This is a genomic window from Streptomyces sp. NPDC032745, from assembly GCF_055579465.1.
Map to the genome: position 1 here is coordinate 637,652 of NZ_JBVING010000001.1, position 21,233 is coordinate 658,884.

Sequence of the window (21,233 nt, forward strand, 5' to 3'; positions counted from 1 at the left end):
TTCAGGTAAACCCTCGTTCACTCCTCATCTTCAAGGGGCTGTGCTCCATGTCCGGAACGAACAACACCACGTCAGTGATCGTCGCCGGGGCCCGCACGCCCATGGGGCGGCTGCTCGGCTCGCTGAAGTCCTTCTCGGGCGCCGACCTCGGCGGGTTCGCCATCAAGTCCGCGCTGGACCGGGCCGGCATCGCCGGTGACCAGGTGCAATACGTGATCATGGGCCAGGTGCTGCAGGCCGGCGCGGGCCAGATCCCCGCCCGCCAGGCCGCCGTCAAGGCCGGCATCCCCATGAACGTGCCGGCGCTCACCATCAACAAGGTGTGCCTCTCCGGCCTCGACGCGATCGCGCTGGCCGACCAGCTCATCCGCGCCGGAGAGTTCGACATCGTGGTCGCGGGCGGCCAGGAGTCCATGACCAACGCCCCGCACCTGCTGCCGAAGTCTCGAGAGGGCTTCAAGTACGGCGCGATCGAGATGCTGGACGCGATGGCCTACGACGGCCTCACCGACGCCTTCGAGAACATCGCGATGGGCGAGTCCACCGAGAAGCACAACACCCGCCTGGGCATCGAGCGCGCCCCGCAGGACGAGTTCGCCGCCGCCTCGCACCAGCGGGCCGCCGCCGCGCAGAAGAACGGCGTCTTCGAGGCCGAGATCACCCCGGTCGAGATCCCGCAGCGCAAGGGCGACCCGGTCGTCTTCTCCCAGGACGAGGGCATCCGCCCGGAGACCACGGTGGAGTCCCTCGGCAAGCTGCGCCCGGCCTTCGCGAAGGACGGCACGATCACCGCCGGCACCTCCTCCCAGATCAGCGACGGCGCTGCCGCAGTGGTCGTGATGAGCAAGGCGAAGGCCGAGGAGCTGGGCCTGGAGTGGATCGCCGAGATCGGCGCCCACGGCAACGTGGCGGGTCCCGACAACTCGCTGCAGTCGCAGCCGTCGAACGCGATCCTGCACGCCCTGGAGAAGGAGGGCCTCCAGGTCTCCGACCTGGACCTCATCGAGATCAACGAGGCCTTCGCGGCGGTCGCCGTGCAGTCAATGAAGGACCTCGGCGTGACCCCGGAAAGGGTGAACGTCAACGGTGGCGCCATTGCCCTGGGCCACCCGATCGGCATGTCCGGCGCCCGTGTGGTGCTGCACCTCGCGCTGGAGCTGAAGCGCCGGGGCGGCGGGGTCGGCGCGGCCGCACTGTGCGGCGGCGGTGGCCAGGGCGACGCCCTGATCGTCCGGGTCCCCTGACCGCAGCAGCCCGCAGCAGCAGCCGTAGCCGTAACCGCAGCGAGAACCGAGGAGCGCAGCACGCATGACGGTGGTGGACGTCCCCCAGCTGGTGGCCCAGGCGCGTGAGGGCAGGCCGAGGGCAGTGGCCCGGCTGATCTCGCTGGTCGAGGGGGCGTCCCCGCAGCTGCGCGAGGTGATGGCGGCCCTGGCCCCGCTGACGGGCGGGGCGTACGTGGTGGGCCTGACCGGCTCCCCGGGCGTCGGCAAGTCCACGTCGACCTCGGCGCTGGTCTCCGCGTACCGCAAGGCCGGCAAGCGGGTCGGCGTCCTCGCCGTCGACCCGTCCTCGCCGTTCTCCGGCGGTGCGCTGCTCGGCGACCGGGTCCGGATGTCGGACCACGCCTCCGACCCGGGGGTCTACATCCGCTCCATGGCCACCCGCGGCCACCTGGGCGGCCTGGCCTGGGCCGCCCCGCAGGCGATCCGGGTGCTGGACGCGGCCGGCTGCGAGGTGATCCTGGTCGAGACGGTCGGGGTCGGGCAGTCGGAGGTGGAGATCGCCTCGCAGGCCGACACCTCGGTGGTGCTGCTGGCCCCCGGGATGGGCGACGGGATCCAGGCCGCGAAGGCGGGCATCCTGGAGATCGGCGACGTGTACGTGGTGAACAAGGCCGACCGGGACGGCGCGGACGCGACCGCCCGGGAGCTGAACCACATGCTGGGGCTGGGCGAGGCACGGGGCCGGGACGACTGGCGGCCGCCGATCGTGAAGACGGTCGCGGCCCGCGGCCAGGGCATCGACGAGCTGGTCGAGGCCCTGGAGAAGCACCGGGCGTGGATGGACGAGCGCGGGGTGCTGGCCGAGCGCCGTACGGCCCGGGCCGCCCGCGAGGTGGAGACCATCGCCGTGACGTCCCTGCGGGCCCGGATGGCGGACGTGCACGGGGACGCCCACCTCGACGCCCTGGCGGCCCGGGTCGCGGCCGGCGAGCTGGACCCGTACGCGGCCGCGGACACGCTCCTGGCGACGCTGACGGAGGCCTGAGCGGCCGTACCGGCCGGCGCAGGCCCTGCGTCCGGCTCCGTACGCCGTACGCACGCGAGAGCCGCGCCCCGATCGATCGGGGCGCGGCTCTCGTACGTCTGCGGGGCGGACCGGTCAGGCGTTGGGACGCTTGCCGTGGTTCGCCTTCTTCTTCTTGCGTGCTCGCTTCTTGTTGCCGCGCTTGGCCATGACGCCACTCCCTCGAAGATCGGGGTAATCCGGGCGTTCGCCAGTCTAGGGGCGCCCGATCCGGTCCGCATGGGAACCCGCGGACCGGCGCGTGTCAGCCGTTGTCGTTGTCGTTGCCGTCCGAGTCCGATCCGGACACCGTCGCCTTGCCCGTCGTGGCGTCGACGTGGACGTTCGTGGTCTTGCCGCCGGACTTGACCTCGACGTTCCAGTACTGGGCGCCGTTGTCGTCATCGTCGTCCCATTCCACCGACCAGACCTGGCCGGGGTGGGCGGCGACGGCCGCCTTCATCGCCTGCTGGGCGGTGACCTTCGCGGCGAGCAGCGCCTTGTTCCCGCCGTCGTCGTCGCTGTCGTCGTCCGCGTTCTCGGTGAACACCTTGCCGCTGCGGGTGTCGACCGTCAGTTCCGCGTGCTTGCCGTCCTTGGCGATGACGTCGACGTGCCAGACGGCGCCGTCCTTGTCGACGGACTCCACGACACCGGGGTACTTCTTCAGCGCGGCGGCCACGGCCCCCTCGGCGTCCACGTCGGCACGCGCCGAAGCGGCCGCGGGGGCGGTTCTCGCCGCGTCGGCCGTGTGTGCGGCGGCGGCCGCCACCGGGCCCCCGAACGCCAGGACCACGGCCGCGGCCGACGAGACGTACGCCTTGTGCTTGCTGTGCATGGCTGACCTCCTCGGGCCGGCCATGCGCTTACGGTTGCTCGGCGGGCGGCCGGCGAGCGAGCGTTACCACCCATTCTCCGGGGCGCCGCCGGGGACGGCACCCCGGATGGGCGCCGTCCGGCCGGTGTCAGGCCTTGCCGCGCTGGTCGCGCAGGTGGCTCGCGACCGGCTCCAGCGAGGCGCGCAGCGCCGCCAGGGCCTCCGGCGGCAGCAGGTCGATGAAGTGCCGGCGGACGGATGCCACGTGGTGCGGGGCGACCTTCCGCATGAGCTCCATGCCCTCGTCCGTCAGCACGGCGTACAGCCCCCGGCGGTCGGACTCGCAGTTCACGCGGACGACCAGGCCGGCCGTCTCCATGCGGGTGATCTGGTGGGACAGCCGGCTCTTGGACTGCAGCGTCGACGTGGCGAGATCGCTCATCCGCATCCGGTGGTCCTCGGACTCCGAGAGGTTCACGAGGATCTCGTAGTCGTTGTTGGTGAGTCCGAAGGGCTGGAGATCCTTTTCCAGCTGGTGCATCAGCAGTCTGCTGACGTCCAGATGGGTGCGCCAGGTGCACTGCTCGGCGTCGGTCAGCCAGCGCGTGGCCGTCTCGGTCTCCATGGTCTCCATGAATGAACTCTACCTAAGAAGTTGAATTACGTACAAAAAATGGAAAGCTGAAGATCACAGTCCGAGGCGCCGCTGGATGTCACCCAGCTGTCCCGGCATCCGCGGTACGCCCAGCTGCCCCAGCGGGCCCTGCTGGCCGTGGCCGCCGCCGTACCCGGCCCCGGGCACGCCCGCCGATTCCGCGCCGGCGCCGACCGCTCCGACGGCCTGCTCCGCCATCAGCATCTCCGACGACTGCAGCAGCACCGTCCCGGCCCCGACGAACTCGAACTGGTGCTCCTCGCCGGAGCTGCCGCCGATGCCCGTCAGCGAGCGCAGCCCGCCGATGACGCCCGACATGTAGCCGTGGTCGTAGTGGTGGCAGGGGGACGGGCAGTCCGCCCAGCCCACCAGCGCCTGCGGGTCCACGCGCAGCGGCGGCTCCATGAACACCACCGGCCCGTTGGACGCCGCCACGAACTTCCCCGTTCCGATCAGGGTCAGGAACCCCGGCACGATCGACTGCTTCAGGGCGAGCGAGGGCTGGTAGGCCAGCAGGTTGCCCGACCGGATCGTCAGGTTCCCATTGTCCAGGTCGTACGAGTTCACGTCGAAGGCACGGTCGGCCAGCAGCATCTTGCCCTGGCCCTCGGCCACGACCCAGTCACTGGCGTGCATCGGCGAGTGGAAGCTGGTGCGCAGCAGCCGGTCGAAGCGGCCGTTGCCGACGCCGTTGAACTCCATGCGCCCGTAGTAGGCGATCATCTTGCCCTTCTGCAGGAACCACTGGCTCCCCTTGAGCTCCACGCAGAAGGTGTACGCGTTCACGTTGTCGTCGGAGGGCAGGGTGTGCGGGTCGAAGACCGTCGGGCCTCCCGGGCCGCCGGTCACGGGACCAAAGTTCACAGCTTCTCCTCCGAGGCCTGCACGTACACGGCTCCCTGGCCCGACAGCTCCAGCTGGAACGCCTCGCCCGAGCCGCGCCCCACCATGTCGCGCCAGCCGAGCGCGGTGGAGAGCTTGTTCCTGACGTCCCCGTGGTGGGCCACGTACGCCTGCGGGTCGACGTGGACCGGCCGGTTCGGGGTGATGGGGAGCTCGATGACCCCGCCGTGCGCCATCACGGCGACCGAGCCGTGCCCCTTGAGGGTGGTGGTGAACAGGCCCTGGCCGGTCACCTGACCGCGGACCATGCCCATGACACCGCCCTGCGAGCCCATGAACATCGTGCCCTGCTGCAGGGTGCCGTCGAAGGCGAGCAGCCGGTCGGCCTCGACGTACAGGGTCTCGCCGGTCAGGCCGATCACCTGGATGTGGTGGCCCCCGTGGCCGAACATCACGGTGCCGCTGCCCTCGACCGTCATCAGCGGGGTCTGCTCGTTCGCCACCCGGCGCCCGATCATGCCCATCACCCCGCCCTGACCGCCGGTCAGGCTCGGGGTGAAGGAGACCTCGCCGCGGTACGCGAGCATCGCGCCGCGCTGGCTGTACATCCTCTGCCCCGGGATCACCTGGGCCTCGACCATCTTCGAGTTGATCTCGCGGAACGGCATCAGATGTCGCCCCCGATGGTGTTGCGCTCGCTGGGCTGCACGTACACCAGGCCCTCGCCCTCGAAGCGGATCTGGAAGGACTCGCCGGAGCCCTCGCCGATCAGGGTGCGGAAGTTCACCCCGGACTGGAAGGACTGCTGGAGGTTGCCGGTGTGCGCGATGTACGCCCCCGGGTCGACGGAGAGCGGGTACTGGCCGCTGACGCGCAGCACGACCGCCGGGCCGTCGGACATGATCGCCGCCTGGCCGGAGCCCTCGACGGTCGTCGTGAACAGGCCGTTGCCCGTCGTCGCGCCGCGCAGCCCGGTGAAGGTCGTGCCGGTGCGCAGGCCCGCGTCGGTGCACAGCAGGTTGCTGGACTCGACGTAGAGCTTCTCACCGCGCAGGTTCACCAGGTTGATCTCGCTCGCGCGGTCGGCGAAGAAGCAGGTGCCGTGTCCCTGCACTTCCATCACGGTCATCTGCTCACCCGTCAGTCGACGGGTCACCATGCCCCGGAGGCCTTCGCCGCCGCCGGTCATCTTCTTGAAGGCCATCTGGCCGTCGTACGCAACCATGGAGCCGTTTTTCGCTTTCACGGCATCCCCGGTCAGGTCGACGGCGAGCACCTTGCTGCCTTGGAGTCGGAACTGAGCCACGGGATGACGTTATCGGCAGCGGGCGAAGGCGAACAGGGCCCCGTGGCCTATATCCGGCGACTGCGGCATCTCGCACACCCGCGGCGCACCTGTGGCACTCCCGCCGCGGCCCCGCCGGACCCCTGCGGACCCCCGGTCAAGATCCCGCAAAGCGGCTGAGACACTGGGACGGACCCCCGGCCACCACCCCGAAGGCTCACCGTGGACATCAAGACCGCTTCCGCCCTGCACCGGCTGCGCCTCGTCTCCGTACCGGAGGCGCTGTCGTTCCCGGCCCTGCTGATCTTCGGCTCGCTGCTGAGCCGGATCTCCGACATCGACTACCTGATGATGCCGCTCGGTGGCCTGCACGGGATCCTGTTCCTCATCTACCTGGTCTTCCTGGCCGATGTCTGGAACAAGGCGAAGTGGCCGGCCAAGAAGGCCGCCCTGTTCTTCGTGCTCGCGCTGGTGCCCTTCGGCGGCCTGTACGGCGACAAGCTGCTCAAGCGCGAGGAGGCCGACAGCGTGCTGGCGGCCCGCGCCCGCCGCGAGGCGGCGAACACCGCATGATCGTCGCGTTCTCGGTGACCCCGCTGGGGGTCGGCGAAGAGGTCGGCGAGTACGTGGCCGACGCGGTGCGCGTCGTACGGGAGTCGGGTCTGCCGAACCGCACGGACGCGATGTTCACCTCGGTCGAGGGTGAATGGGACCAGGTGATGGACGTGGTCAAGCGCGCGGTGGCGGCCGTGGAGGAGCGGGCGCCGCGGGTGTCGCTCGTCCTGAAGGCCGACATCCGTCCCGGGGTGGTGGACGGGATGACGTCCAAGGTGGAGACGGTGGAACGCCACCTGGCCTGACCCGGCCCACCCCGTCCGGCCCCCGGACCACTCGTACGGCCCTGTCCGGGGGCGGCTGCTCCCCGCTCCCTTACTCCCTACTCCTTGCTGCGGCTGGCCAGGCCGAGTGCGTAGTCCGCCCACCACTTGCCCGCCCCCGGGCCGCCGCGGCAGGGTCCGTCGGATTCGCCGGGCCGCTTGATCCAGAGGTACGCGTCGACGAGCGGGTCGCCCGTCCGGTCGGTCGGCGGGACGCCGAGGGCGCGGCCCGGCGGATTGCACCAGGCCTCGTGGCCCTCGCCCGGGAGCGGGCCCGCGCCGTTGCGGCTGGTGTCGATGACGAAGTGCTTGCCGTGGGCGGCCCGGGAGATGCGGGCGCCGTACTCCCGGCCGGCCGCGTCGGGCTGGAAGTTGGAGACGTTGAGCGAGAAGCCGTCGGCCCGGTCGAGCCCGGCCTTGTAGAGGGGCCCGACCAGTTTCATCGGGTCCGGGATCCAGGCCGGATTGCCGGCGTCCAGGTAGACCTTGGTGTTCCGGTTCTTCTTCAGCCGGCTGACGGCCTCGGCGAGCAGCCGGAGGCGTTCGTCGTGGTGGTCGGCCCGGGTGCAGCCGTCCACGACGTGCGGGACGGCGTCCGGTTCCAGGACGACCACGGCCCTGGCGTCGCCGATGCCGTCGGCGAAGGCGCCGATCCAGTTGCGGTAGGCGGCGGCGTTCCCCGCCCCGCCGGCCGAGTGCTGACCGCAGTCGCGGTACGGGATGTTGTACGCGGTGAGCAGCAGGACCCGGCCCGCCGACTTGGCGCCCTTCGCGGCCCGGCGGATCTCGGGACCGGGGTCGCCGCCCGGCCCCCACAGGGCCATGGGCCGTTCCGAGATCCGGCGCAGGACCTGGGCGTCGCTGTTGCGGCCCTGGGCCTCCCAGGCGGCGACCTGCCGGGCGGCGTCGCTCTGCGGGTCCACCCAGAACGGGGATGCGGCGGGCGCGGCCCGGGCCGGTGCCTCCGCGGGGGCGTGCGAAGGGGCGGACTCCCGGGCGGATTCCGGAGCGCCGCAGGCGGGGGCCGCGGTGAGCAGCAGCGCGAGGCCGAGTGCGGCGGTGAGGGGTCTGGGGCGTGGGCGGTGTCGGCCTGGCATCCGGGTTCCTCGGGACGAAGGGTCGGTTCGCGGAATCAAGGACCGGCATATCGTGACATGACGGTCAGTGAGCCCTGCTCCGCGACACCGCGGGTGCCGCCGCCCGGAGGCACCGGAACCCGGCTACGCCGGCGGGGCGCCCGTGGTCAGGGCGATGGCGAGCGGGGTGCGCTCGTAGAGGATCCGGTGGCCGTGGCGGGCCGAGATCAGCAGGCCCGCCCCGTGCAGGGCCTTCAGGTGGGCCGAGACCGTGGCCGGTGCCAGGCCGAGCCGGCGGGCCAGCGCCGTCGTGGAGGCCGGCTCGTCCAGCGCGCACAGCACGTCCGCCCGGCCCCGGCCCAGCAGCCGTGCCAGCGCCTGCGGGGTCGGGCCCGGCGAAGCCGCCCACAGGGCGCCGATACCGCGCGCCGGGTAGACCAGCGTCGGCTGCCAGGGCGGGTCGTAGCCCCCGACCACCTCCGGCCACACGAACGCGCTCGGCATGAGGAGCAGGCCCTGCCCGTCCAGGGAGCGGTCGTGGTGGGCCGGGCGGTCGATGGTGAGCGTGCCGTCCGACCACCGGAGGTCCGGGTGGAGGCCGTCGAACAGGGCCTCCAGCCCGCCCGCCGCCAGCCGCCGGGAGTGGAACAGGATGTCCGCCTCCAGCAACTCCCGCAGCCGCGGCCAGTGCGGGGCGATCAGCGCGGCCCACGCCTGCTCGTACAGACCGGCCAACTCCTGTACCGCCCGGGCCGGATCCGCGAGCATCCGCCGCCCGAGGTCGCTCTCGGCGGCTCCCGGGGTGCAGACGAGGGCGCGCCGCAGGTCCTCGCGCAGCGCCTCCGGATCGGCGGCCGAGGACCGTACCCGGGCCAGCTCCTCCTCGAAGGTGACGGAGGGGCCGACCGGCGGCGGGCTCAGGAAGTCGGGGTTGTGGCCGGTGCGCGGCATCAGCAGCCACAGCGGCCGCAGGTCCAGCCCGTCGGCGGCCGACCTGATCTGCCGCAGCCAGGGCAGGTGGTACGCCTGCCGGGCGGGCGTCATCAGGGTCCGGACCGCCTCCTGCGTCTCCCAGCGGGGCGAGATCGAGAACCGGCAGTGCAGCAGGTCACCGGGCCCGAACCGGAAATGGAACGCCATGTCTGCCCCTCCGGGGTGGTCTGCGGGTTCCGCTGCGCGGAGCCTTCTCCCCGCCCCGCCCCGCCCTTTCTCCGTATCCCGGGGCAGGGCCCCGGACCCCCGTCCGGGTGGCGGCGCCGTTGCGGGGGCGCTGCCCCCGCACCCCCGCGCCTCAAACGCCGGCGGGGCTGGTTTGTGCCGGAGGCTGGATTTGATTCGCTCCGGAGCGAATCACTGTGGTGACGCCACCGTAACCCCGCAGGGTCACCGCATGGCAACCGTCAACCCGGCCACCTCACCGCCCGCCACCGGCTACCGCTCCGTCTTCCGGGCAGGGGAGTTCCGGCCCGTCTTCGCCGCGCACCTGATGTCCGTCCTCGGCATCGTCGTCGCCGAGATCGCCCTCACCGTCCTCGTCTTCCGCACCACCGGCTCGCCCTTGATGAGCGCGCTCACCTTCGCCCTCGGCTTCCTCCCGTACGCCCTCGGCGGCACGCTCCTGGCCGGGATCGCCGACCGCAGGCCCGCCCGCCGGGTCCTCGTCGGGTGCGACCTCGTCTGCGCGGTCTGCGCGGCGGCCATGGTCCTGCCCGGCACCCCCGTCGCGGGGCTCCTCGTCCTGCGCTGCGCCATGGCCTTCGTCGCACCGCTGTTCCAGGGCACGCGCAACGCCTCCCTCGCCGACATCCTCGGCCCCGGCGACGCCTTCGTCCTCGGCCGCTCGCTGATGCGCATGGTGGCCCAGAGCGCCCAGCTCATCGGCTTCGGCCTCGGCGGGCTGCTGCTCACCGTCCTCGCCCCGCGCGCGGCCATCGCACTGACCGCCGCCGGGTTCCTGTGCTCGGCCCTGCTGCTGCGCTTCGGCACCCGGGCCCGGCCGGCCCGCGCCGGCGCCGACCGCACTTCCCCGCTCGCCGGGCTGCGCGCCGTCCTCGGGGACCGTCGGCTGCGGGCGCTCACCCTGCTGTTCTGGCTGCCGCCCGTCTTCGTCATCGCCCCCGAGGCGCTGCTCGTCCCGTACGCCGACGGCATCGGCGCCGGTACCGCGGCGCTGGGAGTGATGATGTGCGCCCTGCCCGTCGGCACCATCGCGGGTGAACTGTGGGCCGGCTCGGCGCTCGGCCCCCGTACCCGCTCCCGGCTCGTGGCCCCGCTCGCGGCCGCCGGCATGCTGCCGCTGCTCGTGTACGCCGCCCGGCCCGGGGTGGTGACCGTACTCGCCGCTCTGCTGCTCGCCGGTCTGGCGCACGCGTACACCCTCGGCCTCGACCAGTGGTACGTCGACGCCGTCCCGGACGAGCTGCGCGGCCGGGCGATGACCCTGCTGAGCACCGGCCTGATGACCCTCCAGGGCGTCGGCATGGCCCTGGCCGGGCTGGCCGCCGAATTCCTGCCGGTGCACGTGGTCGTCACCGGCGCCGCGGTGCTCGGCACGGCGGTGGTCCTGCTCCTCCTCGCCGAACTGCGGTCCGCGAACCGGCGGGAGGGCGGACCGAAGAATGAGACGGGGCCCACGGCCAAATGACCGCCCGGTAGGGTCGGGTACGTGTCCAAGCCGCTCAGCCTGCCCTTCGACCCCATCGCCCGCGCCGACGAACTGTGGCAGCGCCGCTGGGGGCCGGTGCCCTCGATGGCCGCCATCACCTCGATCATGCGCGCGCACCAGATCCTGCTCGGCGAGGTCGACGCTGTGGTCAAGCCGTACGGGCTGACCTTCGCGCGCTACGAGGCGCTGGTCCTGCTCACCTTCTCCAAGGCCGGCGAGCTGCCGATGTCGAAGATCGGCGAGCGGCTGATGGTCCACCCGACGTCGGTGACGAACACGGTGGACCGGCTGGTGCGGTCCGGGCTGGTGGCCAAGCGGCCGAACCCGAACGACGGCCGCGGCACGCTCGCCTCCATCACGGACAAGGGCCGCGAGGTCGTCGAGGCGGCGACGAAGGACCTGATGGCGGTCGACTTCGGGCTGCGCGCGTACGACGCCGAGGAGTGTCAGGAGATCTTCGCGCTCCTGCGCCCGCTGCGGATCGCCGCCGCGGACTTCGACGAGCAGTAGCAGCCGCCGTCACCGGGCCCCCGTCAAGATCGCGCAAAACGGATCGTTACGCTCGTATCCATGAAACGAAGCGTGCTGACCCGCTACCGCGTCATGGCCTATCTGACCGCGGTCATGCTGTTGATCCTCTGCACCTGCATGGTTTTCAAGTACGGCTTCGACACCGGCGCCGACCTGACCCTGGCGGTCTCCCAGGTGCACGGTGTGCTGTTCATGATCTATCTGGTGTTCGCCTTCGACCTGGGCTCCAAGGCCAGGTGGCCGTTCCCGAAGCTGCTCTGGGTGCTCGTCTCCGGCACGATCCCGCTGGCCGCCTTCTTCGTCGAGCGCAAGGTCCGCGCCGAGGTCGAGCCGCTGGTCGTGGATGCCGTGGCCACCGCCGACGCCTAGGGCGCCGCTCGTCCATCGGGTACCCCGGGGAGACTCCCCGGGGTTTCCCATCGACATTTACTAGGACGTCCTAGTAAATTCGTGGGTATGGACGCTGACGCCATCGAGGAGGGCCGCCGCCGCTGGCAGGCCCGTTACGACAAGGCCCGCAAACGCGAGGCCGATTTCACCACGCTCTCCGGGGATGACGTCGATCCCGTCTACGGGCCCCGGCCCGGTGACGCGTACGAGGGATTCGAGCGCATCGGCTGGCCGGGGGAGTACCCCTACACCCGCGGCCTGCACGCCACCGGATACCGCGGCCGGACCTGGACCATCCGCCAGTTCGCCGGGTTCGGCAACGCCGAGCAGACCAACGAGCGCTACAAGATGATCCTGGCCGCCGGTGGCGGCGGGCTCTCCGTGGCCTTCGACATGCCGACCCTCATGGGGCGCGACTCCGACGACCCCCGCTCGCTCGGCGAGGTCGGCCACTGCGGGGTCGCCATAGACTCCGCCGCCGACATGGAGGTCCTGTTCAAGGACATCCCGCTCGGCGACGTGACCACCTCGATGACGATCTCGGGCCCGGCCGTGCCCGCCTTCTGCATGTACCTGGTCGCCGCCGAACGGCAGGGCGTGGACCCCGCCCTGCTCAACGGCACCCTCCAGACGGACATCTTCAAGGAGTACATCGCCCAGAAGGAGTGGCTCTTCGAACCCGAGCCGCACCTGCGCCTCATCGGCGACCTCATGGAGTACTGCGCGAAGGGCATCCCGGCGTACAAGCCGCTGTCCGTCTCCGGCTACCACATCCGCGAAGCCGGGGCCACGGCCGCGCAGGAGCTCGCGTACACCCTGGCCGACGGCTTCGGCTACGTGGAACTGGGCCTCTCCCGGGGCCTGGACGTGGACCACTTCGCCTCCGGCCTCTCCTTCTTCTTCGACGCACACCTCGACTTCTTCGAGGAGATCGCCAAGTTCCGCGCCGCCCGCCGGATCTGGGCGCGCTGGATGAAGGAGGTGTACGGGGCGCAGAGCGAGAAGTCGATGTGGCTGCGCTTCCACACCCAGACGGCCGGTGTCTCGCTGACCGCGCAGCAGCCGTACAACAACGTCGTGCGCACCGCCGTCGAGGCCCTCGCGGCCGTCCTCGGCGGCACCAACTCCCTGCACACCAACGCCCTCGACGAGACCCTCGCGCTGCCGAGCGAGCAGGCGGCCGAGATCGCCCTGCGCACGCAGCAGGTGCTGATGGAGGAGACCGGGGTGGCCAACGTGGCCGACCCGCTGGGCGGTTCCTGGTACGTGGAGCAGCTCACCGACCGCATCGAGGCCGACGCCGAGAAGATCTTCGAGCAGATCAAGGAGCGGGGCCTGCGCGCCCACCCGGACGGGCAGCACCCGATCGGGCCGATCACCTCGGGCATCCTGCGCGGCATCGAGGACGGCTGGTTCACCGGGGAGATCGCCGAGTCGGCCTTCCAGTACCAGCGGTCCCTGGAGAAGGGCGACAAGCGCGTCGTCGGCGTCAACGTGCACCACGGGTCGGTCACCGGGGACCTGGAGATCCTGCGCGTCAGCCACGAGGTGGAGCGCGTGCAGGTGCAGCAGCTGGCCACGCGCAAGGAGCGGCGTGACGACGCGAAGGTGAAGACCTCGCTGGACGCCATGCTGGCCGCCGCCCGCGACGGGTCGAACATGATCCCGGCGATGCTGGAGGCCGTACGTGCCGAGGCCACGCTCGGCGAGATCTGCAACGTGCTGCGCGACGAGTGGGGCACGTACACGGAGCCGCCGGGCTTCTGAGCCCGCCCCCGTTCGCCGGAAGGCCGGTCGTGGCAGCCCCTGCGGGGGCTGCCGTGACCGGCCTTCCCGTTCGCCCGGGCACATCCGGGGCTCAGGCGCGGGCCGGGCCCTGCAGGCCGTGCATCAGGAGGGCCGTGAAGGTGGACACCCAGACCTGGTCCACCGGCTCGCAACTGACCAGCGCGCGGTGGACCACCGTGCCCGCGATCACGTCGAAGATCAGGTCCGTGGTGCGGCCGGCGAGGCTCTCGTCCTCCTCGTACGGGAGTTCGCCGCGGGCCTGGGCGCGTTCGCGGCCCAGTACGACGAGACGTTTCTGCCGGTCCACGATCGCCGACCGGATCCGGTCGCGCAGGGCCTCGTCCCGGGTGGACTCGGCGACGACGGCCATCAGGGCCGTACGGGCCTCAGGCCGCCGCAGCAGCGCCGCGAACTGGAGGACGACGTTCTCTATGTCGGCTTCGAGGGAGCCCCGGTCGGGGAGCTCGAGGGAGTCGAAGAGCTCCGCGACGGCGTCCACGACCAGCTCGTTCTTGCCCGCCCAACGGCGGTAGAGGGTGGTCTTGGCGACCCCGGCCCGGGCCGAGACGTCGCCCATCGTCAGCTTCGACCAGCCCAGCTCGACCAGCGCGTCCCGCGTCGCAGCGAGGATCGCCGCGTCCGCAGCGGCGCTGCGGGGGCGGCCGGTGCGTCCGGTCGGGGGGCTCGGGTTGCGCATGGCGCAGACCATACCCGTCGGTAGCGGAACCGCAGGCCCCCGAAATGCTGTGCTTGAGATCACGGGGCACGAACGGCCGCGAGGAGTTACGCTACGGCTCGTAGCGTAAGAGCGACGACCACGCGAAGAGCTACCGGCGCCAGGTGGGGACCCGGCGCCACACCATACGACCACCGCACAACCGAGCGGTCGGACGCGGGCAAGAAGGTATTTCGGCCGATCTTTTTCGTCGGTGCGCACACACGGGGGAGGATGTACGCATGCAGCCCAGAAACATGTCCATGAGCGGCGTCGTCGACCTCGCCGCGGTGAAGGCGGCCGGCGAGGCCAAGGCGAAGGCCGAGCAGGCCCGTGCCGAAGCGGCCCGGCAGGCCGCCCAGGGTGGCGCGCCCGCGTCCGCGGGTGCCGTGCCGCCGTCCGCGCTCGTGATCGACGTCGACGAGGCCGGCTTCGAACGCGACGTCCTCCAGCTCTCCGCCGAGGTCCCGGTCGTCCTGGACTTCTGGGCCGAGTGGTGCGAGCCGTGCAAGCAGCTCAGCCCGCTGCTGGAGCGCCTGACGATCGAAGCGAACGGCCGCCTCCTCCTCGCCAAGGTCGACGTCGACTCCAACCAGATGCTGATGCAGCAGTTCGGCATCCAGGGCATCCCGGCCGTGTTCGCCGTGGTCGCGGGCCAGGTGCTGCCGCTGTTCCAGGGCGTGGCGCCCGAGCAGGAGATCCGCGCGACCCTGGCGCAGCTGGTCCAGGTCGCCGAGGAGCGCTTCGGGATCATCGGCATCGAGGTGGACCCGAACGCCGAGGGCGCCCCCGCGGGCACCCCGGCCGCCGAGGCTGCGGCCCCGGAGGGCCCGTACGACGCGCTGCTCGAGGCGGCGGTCGTCGCGCTGGACGCCGGTGACCTGGGCGGTGCGGTGCAGGCGTACAAGAACGTACTGGCGGACGACCCGGCCAACACCGAGGCCAAGCTGGGCCTGGCCCAGGCCGAGCTGCTCGCCCGGGTCAAGGACATGAACCCGCAGGCGGTGCGCGCCGCGGCGGCCGAGGCCCCGAAGGACCCGGCGGCCCAGATCGCCGCCGCGGACCTGGATCTGGTCGGCGGCCATGTGGAGGACGCCTTCGGGCGCCTGGTGGACACGGTCCGGGTGACGGCCGGCGCCGACCGCGACGCGGTGCGGGTGCGGCTGCTGGAGTTGTTCGAGGTCATCGGGGCGGACGATCCCCGGGTGGCGGCGGCGCGTACGGCGCTCGCCCGGGTGCTGTTCTAGAGCCCGCTCCGTGTCCCATCCGGAGGCGTCCGGAAGGTCGCCGGACCACCGGCGATTTGTTGACACGTAGATAAACAGCGGCCGCACTTTGCCAAAACTTGGCAATTGCGGCCGCTGTTACTCGCAGTAAGAGGAACCCCGTGATCTGTCCGGTGTGTTCATAAATCCGACGCTCTGTCGTGGCCCTTGGTGACACCCTGCGTCGTCACCCGATGGCGCCGGGTCGATCCCCGGTTATCTTGCCGTTACCCGCCAGTAACGAACCCCCTTGTGCCCCGGCCTGGAATGGACCACGATCGGCGACGCTCGGTCCTTCCCGCAGAGCCGCTCATCCGGAGCCGCGGTGGAGGGTCCCCACCGGGCCGGCCGGTGGCAGTGGCACCGGCTGTGGGACAGGGGGGTCTTCGCCGCACCGGCGGAGCCTGTCCTCCTGGTTGCGCGAACGCGTGACCCAGTGGTTGTCGCTCGGGGGTGAACGCCGGTGTACCGGACGCGGCTCTGTCGCGGCTCGGCCGCCTGCGCTCCTTCCCGAGGACGTAGCACTTCTCCCATCCCAGGACGGGTACGGCCCGGACCGGAGATGTACGTCCGAGAAGGAGGAACGAATAATGAGTTCTCAGGTTCGTGGCGGGACCAGATGGAAGCGCTTCGCGCTCGTCATGGTGCCGAGCATCGCGGCAACCGCCGCGGTCGGTGTGGGTCTGGCGCAGGGTGCCCTCGCGGCGTCCTTCAGCGTCTCCGGCCAGGACTTCAAGGTCTCGGCCGACAAGCTCGACGGTGACAACCTCATTCAGTACGGCGGTATCGCCGAGGGTCACGACCTCAAGGGCAACGCTGCGCACCACCCGGTCACCATCTCCGGGTTCAGCCACGCCGAGATCACCAACATGTGCCAGTCGCTGGTGACCCCGACCCCGCTGGGCAACATCACGCTGCAGCTGCGGACGGGCCACAAGGGCAAGCCGGCCGTCGCCGACAACATCTACCTGGATGTTGCGGAGCTCGACACCGACGCCGAGTTCAAGAACCTGGACATCGGTGTCGCCGTGGGCGACGCGAGCCACAAGACCAAGCCGCAGGCCGGTACGGTCGCGAGCCCCTACGCGTTCTCCCAGCGCGCCGACAAGGCGATTCTGACGAACGTGCGCCAGAAGGCGTGGGCGACGACGGCGGGTACGTTCAAGCTGCCCGACCTCAAGCTGCGCCTGCTCGGCGGCGACCAGCCGTGCTACCAGGACGAGAAGTAATCCGTCCCGGAGCGTGACCGGAGGGGCGGTCGGTGCCGGCTGCAGCCGATTCCGCCCGCCCGTCCGGGGGCTCCACCTAGTTCTCCGTACCACCGTTTCCAGGGAGCTGTAGTCCATGAACCACCAGGCCCCGGTCTACGTTCGCCGCTCTGATGATGCTTGGCTCACCGTGGCGTATTACCACTTCTACGCCTGGCGCGGCCGCCGTCCCTTCTGGGCAGGCCTGTTCATGCTCCTCGGTGGTGTCCCGATCGTGTACTTCCCGTACGCGGACATGCGATTGGGCAACGTCACTCTCGCGATGGCGACGACGACCGGATCCGGCTCGCTGATCATCGGCATCCTGCTGATGACGCTGGGTCTGGCCCTCTGGTTCCAGCAGAGCATCCGCGTCTTCGCCGGGGTCGCCTCGATCCTGCTGGCCCTGGTGTCCCTGCCGGTGTCCAACCTCGGCGGGTTCTTCCTGGGCTTCATCTTCTCCATGGTCGGCGGCGCCCTCGCACTGTCGTGGGTCCCCGGCGGCCCGGTGGAAGAGACCGCCGTCCAGGACGGTGGCGCGGGCAAGCCGGCAGCCATGGCGGACAACCCCCAGGGCATCCCGGGCATTTCAGGCATCCCGGTGCCCCGCGAGACGGAAACGGCATACGCGAGCGAGACGACTGCCCACGCCGATGGCGGGAGGAACAGTGCGGGGTGACGAGACGCAGCGGGGCGTGGCCCCGAGCGCAGAGTCCCGTGAAAGAAGGGGTCCGCGGCACGCCGCGCCCCGGAAGTCGCTGCTGAACAAGATCCAGATACCCGTCGGCAAGACGATGGCGCTGGCGGCCATGCCGACCGCGGTCTTCGTCGGGATGGGCGTGGCGCCGAAGCTGGCCCTGGCCGACGACCACGAGATCCCCTTCGCGCCAGGCCCGTGCGTGACGCGGTCCGACGAGCCCGCGGAGTCGGCCTCTCCGAGCCCCTCCACGTCGCCCTCGCCGAGTTCGTCGCCGACCGCGACGCCCTCGCCCGGTGCGTCCAAGGCCCCGAAGCCCGGCGTCACCCCGTCGGCCCCGAAGCCTTCCGCCAGCAAGCCGGCCGGTCCCACCACCGCGTCGAAGCAGACGGACCCGTCGGCCCCGGCCGCCGCGCCGTCCGCGTCCAAGACCCCGAACCCGCTGGACCCGCTCGGCGTCGGCGACGCCCTCAAGGGCATCGTCGACGGGATCACCAAGCCGCTCGAGACCGCGAAGCCGTCGGCGACCCCGACGCCCACGCCGTCCAAGACCGCCACGGCGGCGCCGTCCCCGGCGAAGCCCGCCCCGGACCCGGCCGCGGACGCGATCCGCGACGCGGCGAAGAAGGCCGGCGTGGACGTCAAGGAGCTGTCGCAGGACGTCAAGGACACCGCGACGGCCCCGAAGGACGAGACGGGCAAGACGGCGGACGAGGACAAGCCGAAGCCCGAGGAGACGAAGGACGCGGACGGGAAGCAACCCTTCCCCTGCCCGACGTACGACGCCAAGGCGCTGGCCGACGCCGAGCTGGAGCCGGGCATCCCGCTCCTGCCGGACGAGCCCTGGTACCTCGACAGCTCGCTCCTGACCCTCTACGGCCTGGATTACCACGGCATCGTCGAGGTGAAGACGGCCGGCGGCAAGACGAAGAAGGTCCTGAAGTTCACGGCGGACTCGCTGGACATCAAGGACCTCTACCAGACGGTCGGCAAGAGCGGGAACGTCGCCCATCTGAAGTCGCGCTCCGGCTCCACCTCCAAGATCCGCGGCGGCACGGTGACGATGTACACCGAGAGCCTCAAGGGGAACCTGTTCGGGCTGATCCCGATCGAGTTCACCCCGAACAGCCCGCCGCCCCTGAACGTCCCGTTCGCGTTCTTCACGAACGTCAAGGTCGTCCAGGCCGGCCAGTTCGGCGGCACGCTCACCGTCCCGGGCCTCAAGAACTACATCGGCCCGCCGGAGTAGTCCCGTACGGGGGCCGTCCCGTACGGCCCCGCACACCGCATCGGACACACCGAGGGCGGCACCCCGGATCCTTGTCAGGATCGGGGTGCCGCCCTCGGTCTCTGTGCGGCAGAGTCACACGGTGCGGTGTCAGCCCTGGGACTGGCCGCCCAGGTGGTGGACGCGGACCATGTTGGTCGTGCCCGGGACGCCGGGGGGCGAGCCCGCGGTGATGACCATCGTGTCGCCCTCGTTGTAGCGGCCCAGCTTCAGCAGCTCGCCGTCCACCAGGTCGACCATCGCGTCGGTGGTGTCCACGTGGGGGACGATGTAGGAATCGACGCCCCAGCTCAGCGTGAGCTGGTTGCGGGTGTTGACGTCGGTGGTGAAGGCCAGGATCGGCTGGGTCACGCGGTAGCGCGACAGCCGGCGGGCCGTGTCACCGGACTGGGTGAAGGCGATGAGCGCCTTGCCGTCGAGGAAGTCCGCGATCTCGCAGGCCGCGCGGGCGACGGAGCCGCCCTGGGTACGGGGCTTCTTGCCCGGGACCAGCGGTTGGAGGCCCTTGGAGAGGAGCTCCTCCTCGGCCGCCGTGACGATCTTCGACATCGTCTTGACGGTCTCGATCGGGTACGCGCCGACCGAGGACTCGGCCGACAGCATGACCGCGTCCGCGCCGTCGAGGATCGCGTTGGCGACGTCGGACGCCTCCGCGCGCGTCGGGCGGGAGTTGGTGATCATCGACTCCATCATCTGGGTCGCGACGATCACCGGCTTGGCGTTGCGGCGGCACATCTCGATGAGCCGCTTCTGGACCATCGGGACCTTCTCGAGCGGGTACTCGACGGCCAGGTCGCCACGGGCCACCATGACCGCGTCGAAGGCGTCGACCACGGCCGCCATGTTCTCGACGGCCTGCGGCTTCTCGACCTTGGCGATGACGGGGACCCGGCGGCCCTCCTCGTCCATGACCTTGTGGACGTCCTTGACGTCGTTGGCGTCGCGGACGAAGGAGAGGGCGACCATGTCGCAGCCCATCCGCAGGGCGAAGCGGAGGTCGTCGACGTCCTTCTCCGACAGGGCGGGGACGTTCACGGCGGCGCCCGGCAGGTTGATGCCCTTGTGGTCCGAGATGACACCGCCCTCGATGACGATGGTCCTGACCCGCGGGCCCTCGACCTCGGTCACCCGCAGCTCGACGTTGCCGTCGTTGATCAGGATCTGGTCGCCCTTGGCCACGTCGCCCGGCAGGCCCTTGTAGGTGGTGCCGCAGATGGACTTGTCGCCCGGGACGTCCTCGGTGGTGATGGTGAACTCGTCACCGCGCACCAGCTCGACGGGGCCCTCGGCGAAGGTCTCGAGACGGATCTTCGGACCCTGGAGGTCGGCGAGGACGCCGACCGCACGCCCGGTGTCCTCGGAGACCTTCCGGACGCGGTCGTACCGCTCCTGGTGTTCTGCCTGGGATCCGTGGCTGAAGTTGAATCGGGCCACGTTCATACCTGCCTCGATGAGCGCTTTCAGCTGCTCATACGAGTCGACGGCGGGGCCCAGCGTGCAGACGATTTTGGAACGGCGCATGACTGGATCCTATCGGTTTGTTTCGTAGCGGAATATTCCGTCTGGTGGAAAGTCCAAGTGACTAGTGAGTAACCAGCGCGTACGCCTGGGTGGCGATCTCCAGTTCCTCATCCGTCGGGACCACGGCCACCGCCACCCGCGCGAACTCCGGCGACACCAGCCGCGGCTCCGGGGAGCGCACCGCATTGGCCTCCGGGTCCAGGACGAGTCCCAGCTCCGCGAGGCCGTCCACGGCAGCTTCCCGGACCTGGTGCGCGTTCTCGCCGACCCCCGCCGTGAACGCCACCGCGTCCACCCGGCCGAGCACCGCCGAGTAGGCGCCGATGTACTTCTTCAGGCGGTGGACGTACGCCGCGAAGGCGAGCCGCGCCGACTCGTCGCCCTCGCCCGCCCGCCGCAGCACCTCGCGCATGTCGTTGTCGCCGCACAGGCCCAGCAGACCGCTCTTCTTGTTCAGGAGCGAATCGATCTCATCCACCGAGAAGCCGCCCACCCGCGCCAGGTGGAAGACGACCGCCGGATCCACGTCGCCCGAACGGGTGCCCATGACCAGACCCTCCAGCGGGGTCAGGCCCATGGACGTCTCCACGCACACCCCGCCCCGGACCGCCGAGGCCGAGGCCCCGTTGCCCAGGTGCAGCACGATCACGTTCACTTCCTCCACCGGCCGGCCGAGCAGCCCCGCCGTCGCCCGCGAGACGTACGCGTGGGAGGTGCCGTGGAACCCGTACCGCCGGATGGCGTACTTGTCCGCCGTCGCGGCGTCGATCGCGTACCGCGCCACGTACTCCGGCATCGTCGAGTGGAACGCCGTGTCGAAGACCGCCACCTGCGGGAGGTCCGCACGCAGCGCGCGGGCCACCTCGATGCCGGTCACGTTCGCGGGGTTGTGCAGCGGGGCCAGCGGGATCAGGCTCCGGATCTCCGCCAGCACCTCGTCGTCGATCACCGTCGGCTGCGTGAACCGGGTCCCGCCGTGCACCACCCGGTGCCCGACGGCGGCCAGCCCGGGGGAGTCCAGGCCCAGCCCGTCGGCCGCGAGCTCCGCCGCGACGGCCCGGAGCGCGGCCTCGTGGTCGGCGATCGCGCCCAGCCGCTCGCGCTTGCCGCCCTCGGCGCCCGGACCGGTGAGCGGCTCGTGCACGAGCCGCGAGGTCTCTTCGCCGATCCGCTCCACCAGGCCGACGGCGAGGCGGGCGGAGTCCGCCATGTCGAGCAGCTGGTACTTCACCGACGAGGAGCCGGAGTTGAGGACGAGTACGCGCGATGCGGTGGTCACGATG

The 21,233-nt window shown here is 70.9% G+C and carries 23 protein-coding genes; 12 read left to right on the top strand and 11 right to left on the bottom strand.

The annotated features are described in order from the left end of the window. Positions 1–47: 47 nt before the first annotated feature. Together ACZ5WG_RS02840 and meaB are read left to right on the top strand one after the other, a co-directional pair. Entirely contained in the window at positions 48–1,244 is a 1,197-nt protein-coding gene (locus tag ACZ5WG_RS02840; RefSeq protein WP_468720111.1) for an acetyl-CoA C-acetyltransferase, read from the top strand. Positions 1,245–1,308: 64 nt separating this feature from the next. Then, complete coding sequence (meaB, locus tag ACZ5WG_RS02845) at positions 1,309–2,271, top strand: methylmalonyl Co-A mutase-associated GTPase MeaB (protein WP_468720113.1); 963 nt, start codon at positions 1,309–1,311, stop codon at positions 2,269–2,271. Between the two features lie 114 nt (positions 2,272–2,385). On the opposite strand, the gene ACZ5WG_RS02850 is transcribed toward meaB, so the two are convergent. The 6 genes from ACZ5WG_RS02850 to ACZ5WG_RS02875 all read right to left on the bottom strand — a co-directional run bounded on the left by ACZ5WG_RS02850 (position 2,386) and on the right by ACZ5WG_RS02875 (position 5,910). Next, complete coding sequence (locus tag ACZ5WG_RS02850) at positions 2,386–2,460, bottom strand: 50S ribosomal protein bL37 (RefSeq protein WP_099895366.1); 75 nt, start codon at positions 2,458–2,460, stop codon at positions 2,386–2,388. Between the two features lie 94 nt (positions 2,461–2,554). Beyond that, positions 2,555–3,127, bottom strand: a complete 573-nt coding sequence (locus ACZ5WG_RS02855; RefSeq protein ID WP_468720115.1) for a PepSY domain-containing protein — start codon at positions 3,125–3,127, stop codon at positions 2,555–2,557. 127 nt (positions 3,128–3,254) lie between these two features. Beyond that, positions 3,255–3,731 (bottom strand): MarR family winged helix-turn-helix transcriptional regulator, encoded by a 477-nt coding sequence (locus ACZ5WG_RS02860; RefSeq protein ID WP_266633215.1) that lies wholly within the window; start codon positions 3,729–3,731, stop codon positions 3,255–3,257. A 63-nt stretch (positions 3,732–3,794) separates the two neighbouring features. After that, a complete protein-coding gene (locus tag ACZ5WG_RS02865; RefSeq protein ID WP_468720516.1) occupies positions 3,795–4,610 on the bottom strand; it encodes an AIM24 family protein in 816 nt (271 codons plus the stop codon). Positions 4,611–4,621: 11 nt separating this feature from the next. Then, the gene (locus ACZ5WG_RS02870) at positions 4,622–5,272 is read right to left on the bottom strand and encodes an AIM24 family protein (RefSeq protein WP_030295230.1); all 651 of its coding nucleotides are present in this window, start codon (positions 5,270–5,272) and stop codon (positions 4,622–4,624) included. After that, positions 5,272–5,910 (bottom strand): AIM24 family protein, encoded by a 639-nt coding sequence (locus tag ACZ5WG_RS02875; protein WP_266997079.1) that lies wholly within the window; start codon positions 5,908–5,910, stop codon positions 5,272–5,274. The genes ACZ5WG_RS02870 and ACZ5WG_RS02875 overlap by 1 nt, the downstream gene beginning before the upstream one ends. Before the next feature lie 201 nt (positions 5,911–6,111). On the opposite strand from ACZ5WG_RS02875, the gene ACZ5WG_RS02880 reads away from it, so the two are divergent. Continuing rightward, positions 6,112–6,462 carry a DUF3817 domain-containing protein gene (locus ACZ5WG_RS02880; protein WP_468720117.1) on the top strand — a complete coding sequence of 117 codons (351 nt, stop codon included), beginning with the start codon at positions 6,112–6,114 and terminating at the stop codon, positions 6,460–6,462. Next, on the top strand, positions 6,459–6,749 hold the full coding sequence (locus ACZ5WG_RS02885; protein WP_468720119.1) for an MTH1187 family thiamine-binding protein: 291 nt from the start codon (positions 6,459–6,461) through the stop codon (positions 6,747–6,749). The genes ACZ5WG_RS02880 and ACZ5WG_RS02885 overlap by 4 nt, the downstream gene beginning before the upstream one ends. Before the next feature lie 77 nt (positions 6,750–6,826). Here ACZ5WG_RS02885 and ACZ5WG_RS02890 read toward each other — a convergent pair whose 3' ends face one another. Then, entirely contained in the window at positions 6,827–7,864 is a 1,038-nt protein-coding gene (locus tag ACZ5WG_RS02890) for a glycoside hydrolase family 6 protein (RefSeq protein WP_468720121.1), read from the bottom strand. A 123-nt stretch (positions 7,865–7,987) separates the two neighbouring features. After that, complete coding sequence (locus tag ACZ5WG_RS02895; RefSeq protein WP_468720123.1) at positions 7,988–8,983, bottom strand: ArsR/SmtB family transcription factor; 996 nt, start codon at positions 8,981–8,983, stop codon at positions 7,988–7,990. 250 nt (positions 8,984–9,233) lie between these two features. On the opposite strand from ACZ5WG_RS02895, the gene ACZ5WG_RS02900 reads away from it, so the two are divergent. From ACZ5WG_RS02900 to ACZ5WG_RS02915, 4 genes are all read left to right on the top strand, one after another. Beyond that, a complete protein-coding gene (locus tag ACZ5WG_RS02900; protein WP_468720125.1) occupies positions 9,234–10,487 on the top strand; it encodes an MFS transporter in 1,254 nt (417 codons plus the stop codon). A 21-nt stretch (positions 10,488–10,508) separates the two neighbouring features. Further along, complete coding sequence (locus ACZ5WG_RS02905) at positions 10,509–11,018, top strand: MarR family winged helix-turn-helix transcriptional regulator (RefSeq protein ID WP_468720127.1); 510 nt, start codon at positions 10,509–10,511, stop codon at positions 11,016–11,018. A 60-nt stretch (positions 11,019–11,078) separates the two neighbouring features. Further along, positions 11,079–11,408 carry a DUF3817 domain-containing protein gene (locus ACZ5WG_RS02910; RefSeq protein WP_468720128.1) on the top strand — a complete coding sequence of 110 codons (330 nt, stop codon included), beginning with the start codon at positions 11,079–11,081 and terminating at the stop codon, positions 11,406–11,408. 87 nt (positions 11,409–11,495) lie between these two features. Continuing rightward, entirely contained in the window at positions 11,496–13,196 is a 1,701-nt protein-coding gene (locus ACZ5WG_RS02915; RefSeq protein ID WP_468720129.1) for an acyl-CoA mutase large subunit family protein, read from the top strand. Between the two features lie 91 nt (positions 13,197–13,287). Here ACZ5WG_RS02915 and ACZ5WG_RS02920 read toward each other — a convergent pair whose 3' ends face one another. After that, positions 13,288–13,914, bottom strand: coding sequence for a TetR/AcrR family transcriptional regulator (locus ACZ5WG_RS02920; protein ID WP_468720131.1), 627 nt, complete (start codon positions 13,912–13,914; stop codon positions 13,288–13,290). A 260-nt stretch (positions 13,915–14,174) separates the two neighbouring features. On the opposite strand from ACZ5WG_RS02920, the gene ACZ5WG_RS02925 reads away from it, so the two are divergent. The 4 genes from ACZ5WG_RS02925 to ACZ5WG_RS02940 all read left to right on the top strand — a co-directional run bounded on the left by ACZ5WG_RS02925 (position 14,175) and on the right by ACZ5WG_RS02940 (position 18,390). Beyond that, a complete protein-coding gene (locus ACZ5WG_RS02925) occupies positions 14,175–15,179 on the top strand; it encodes a tetratricopeptide repeat protein (protein ID WP_468720133.1) in 1,005 nt (334 codons plus the stop codon). A gap of 608 nt (positions 15,180–15,787) precedes the next feature. Then, positions 15,788–16,426 (top strand): DUF6230 family protein, encoded by a 639-nt coding sequence (locus ACZ5WG_RS02930; protein ID WP_266784413.1) that lies wholly within the window; start codon positions 15,788–15,790, stop codon positions 16,424–16,426. Between the two features lie 115 nt (positions 16,427–16,541). Continuing rightward, positions 16,542–17,123, top strand: coding sequence for a DUF6114 domain-containing protein (locus tag ACZ5WG_RS02935; RefSeq protein ID WP_468720135.1), 582 nt, complete (start codon positions 16,542–16,544; stop codon positions 17,121–17,123). Beyond that, positions 17,113–18,390 carry a hypothetical protein gene (locus tag ACZ5WG_RS02940; RefSeq protein WP_468720136.1) on the top strand — a complete coding sequence of 426 codons (1,278 nt, stop codon included), beginning with the start codon at positions 17,113–17,115 and terminating at the stop codon, positions 18,388–18,390. Before ACZ5WG_RS02935 ends, ACZ5WG_RS02940 begins: the two co-directional genes overlap by 11 nt. A gap of 129 nt (positions 18,391–18,519) precedes the next feature. Here the strand turns inward: ACZ5WG_RS02940 and pyk are convergent, their stop codons facing one another. Together pyk and ACZ5WG_RS02950 are read right to left on the bottom strand one after the other, a co-directional pair. Next, complete coding sequence (pyk, locus tag ACZ5WG_RS02945; RefSeq protein WP_399243699.1) at positions 18,520–19,950, bottom strand: pyruvate kinase; 1,431 nt, start codon at positions 19,948–19,950, stop codon at positions 18,520–18,522. A 61-nt stretch (positions 19,951–20,011) separates the two neighbouring features. Beyond that, positions 20,012–21,229: an acetate kinase gene (locus tag ACZ5WG_RS02950; RefSeq protein WP_468720137.1), complete on the bottom strand. Its 1,218-nt coding sequence runs from the start codon at positions 21,227–21,229 to the stop codon at positions 20,012–20,014. Positions 21,230–21,233: the final 4 nt, after the last annotated feature.

Bases quoted from the DNA above. Each gene is read 5' to 3' on its own strand.
- ACZ5WG_RS02840 (WP_468720111.1), top strand. From the start codon at position 48: ATGTCCGGAACGAACAACACCACGTCAGTGATCGTCGCCGGGGCCCGC.
- meaB (WP_468720113.1), top strand. From the start codon at position 1,309: ATGACGGTGGTGGACGTCCCCCAGCTGGTGGCCCAGGCGCGTGAGGGC.
- ACZ5WG_RS02855 (WP_468720115.1), bottom strand. From the start codon at position 3,127: ATGCACAGCAAGCACAAGGCGTACGTCTCGTCGGCCGCGGCCGTGGTC.
- ACZ5WG_RS02860 (WP_266633215.1), bottom strand. From the start codon at position 3,731: ATGGAGACCGAGACGGCCACGCGCTGGCTGACCGACGCCGAGCAGTGC.
- ACZ5WG_RS02870 (WP_030295230.1), bottom strand. From the start codon at position 5,272: ATGCCGTTCCGCGAGATCAACTCGAAGATGGTCGAGGCCCAGGTGATC.
- ACZ5WG_RS02885 (WP_468720119.1), top strand. From the start codon at position 6,459: ATGATCGTCGCGTTCTCGGTGACCCCGCTGGGGGTCGGCGAAGAGGTC.
- ACZ5WG_RS02890 (WP_468720121.1), bottom strand. From the start codon at position 7,864: ATGCCAGGCCGACACCGCCCACGCCCCAGACCCCTCACCGCCGCACTC.
- ACZ5WG_RS02895 (WP_468720123.1), bottom strand. From the start codon at position 8,983: ATGGCGTTCCATTTCCGGTTCGGGCCCGGTGACCTGCTGCACTGCCGG.
- ACZ5WG_RS02900 (WP_468720125.1), top strand. From the start codon at position 9,234: ATGGCAACCGTCAACCCGGCCACCTCACCGCCCGCCACCGGCTACCGC.
- ACZ5WG_RS02910 (WP_468720128.1), top strand. From the start codon at position 11,079: ATGAAACGAAGCGTGCTGACCCGCTACCGCGTCATGGCCTATCTGACC.
- ACZ5WG_RS02915 (WP_468720129.1), top strand. From the start codon at position 11,496: ATGGACGCTGACGCCATCGAGGAGGGCCGCCGCCGCTGGCAGGCCCGT.
- ACZ5WG_RS02920 (WP_468720131.1), bottom strand. From the start codon at position 13,914: ATGCGCAACCCGAGCCCCCCGACCGGACGCACCGGCCGCCCCCGCAGC.
- ACZ5WG_RS02925 (WP_468720133.1), top strand. From the start codon at position 14,175: ATGCAGCCCAGAAACATGTCCATGAGCGGCGTCGTCGACCTCGCCGCG.
- ACZ5WG_RS02930 (WP_266784413.1), top strand. From the start codon at position 15,788: ATGAGTTCTCAGGTTCGTGGCGGGACCAGATGGAAGCGCTTCGCGCTC.
- ACZ5WG_RS02935 (WP_468720135.1), top strand. From the start codon at position 16,542: ATGAACCACCAGGCCCCGGTCTACGTTCGCCGCTCTGATGATGCTTGG.
- pyk (WP_399243699.1), bottom strand. From the start codon at position 19,950: ATGCGCCGTTCCAAAATCGTCTGCACGCTGGGCCCCGCCGTCGACTCG.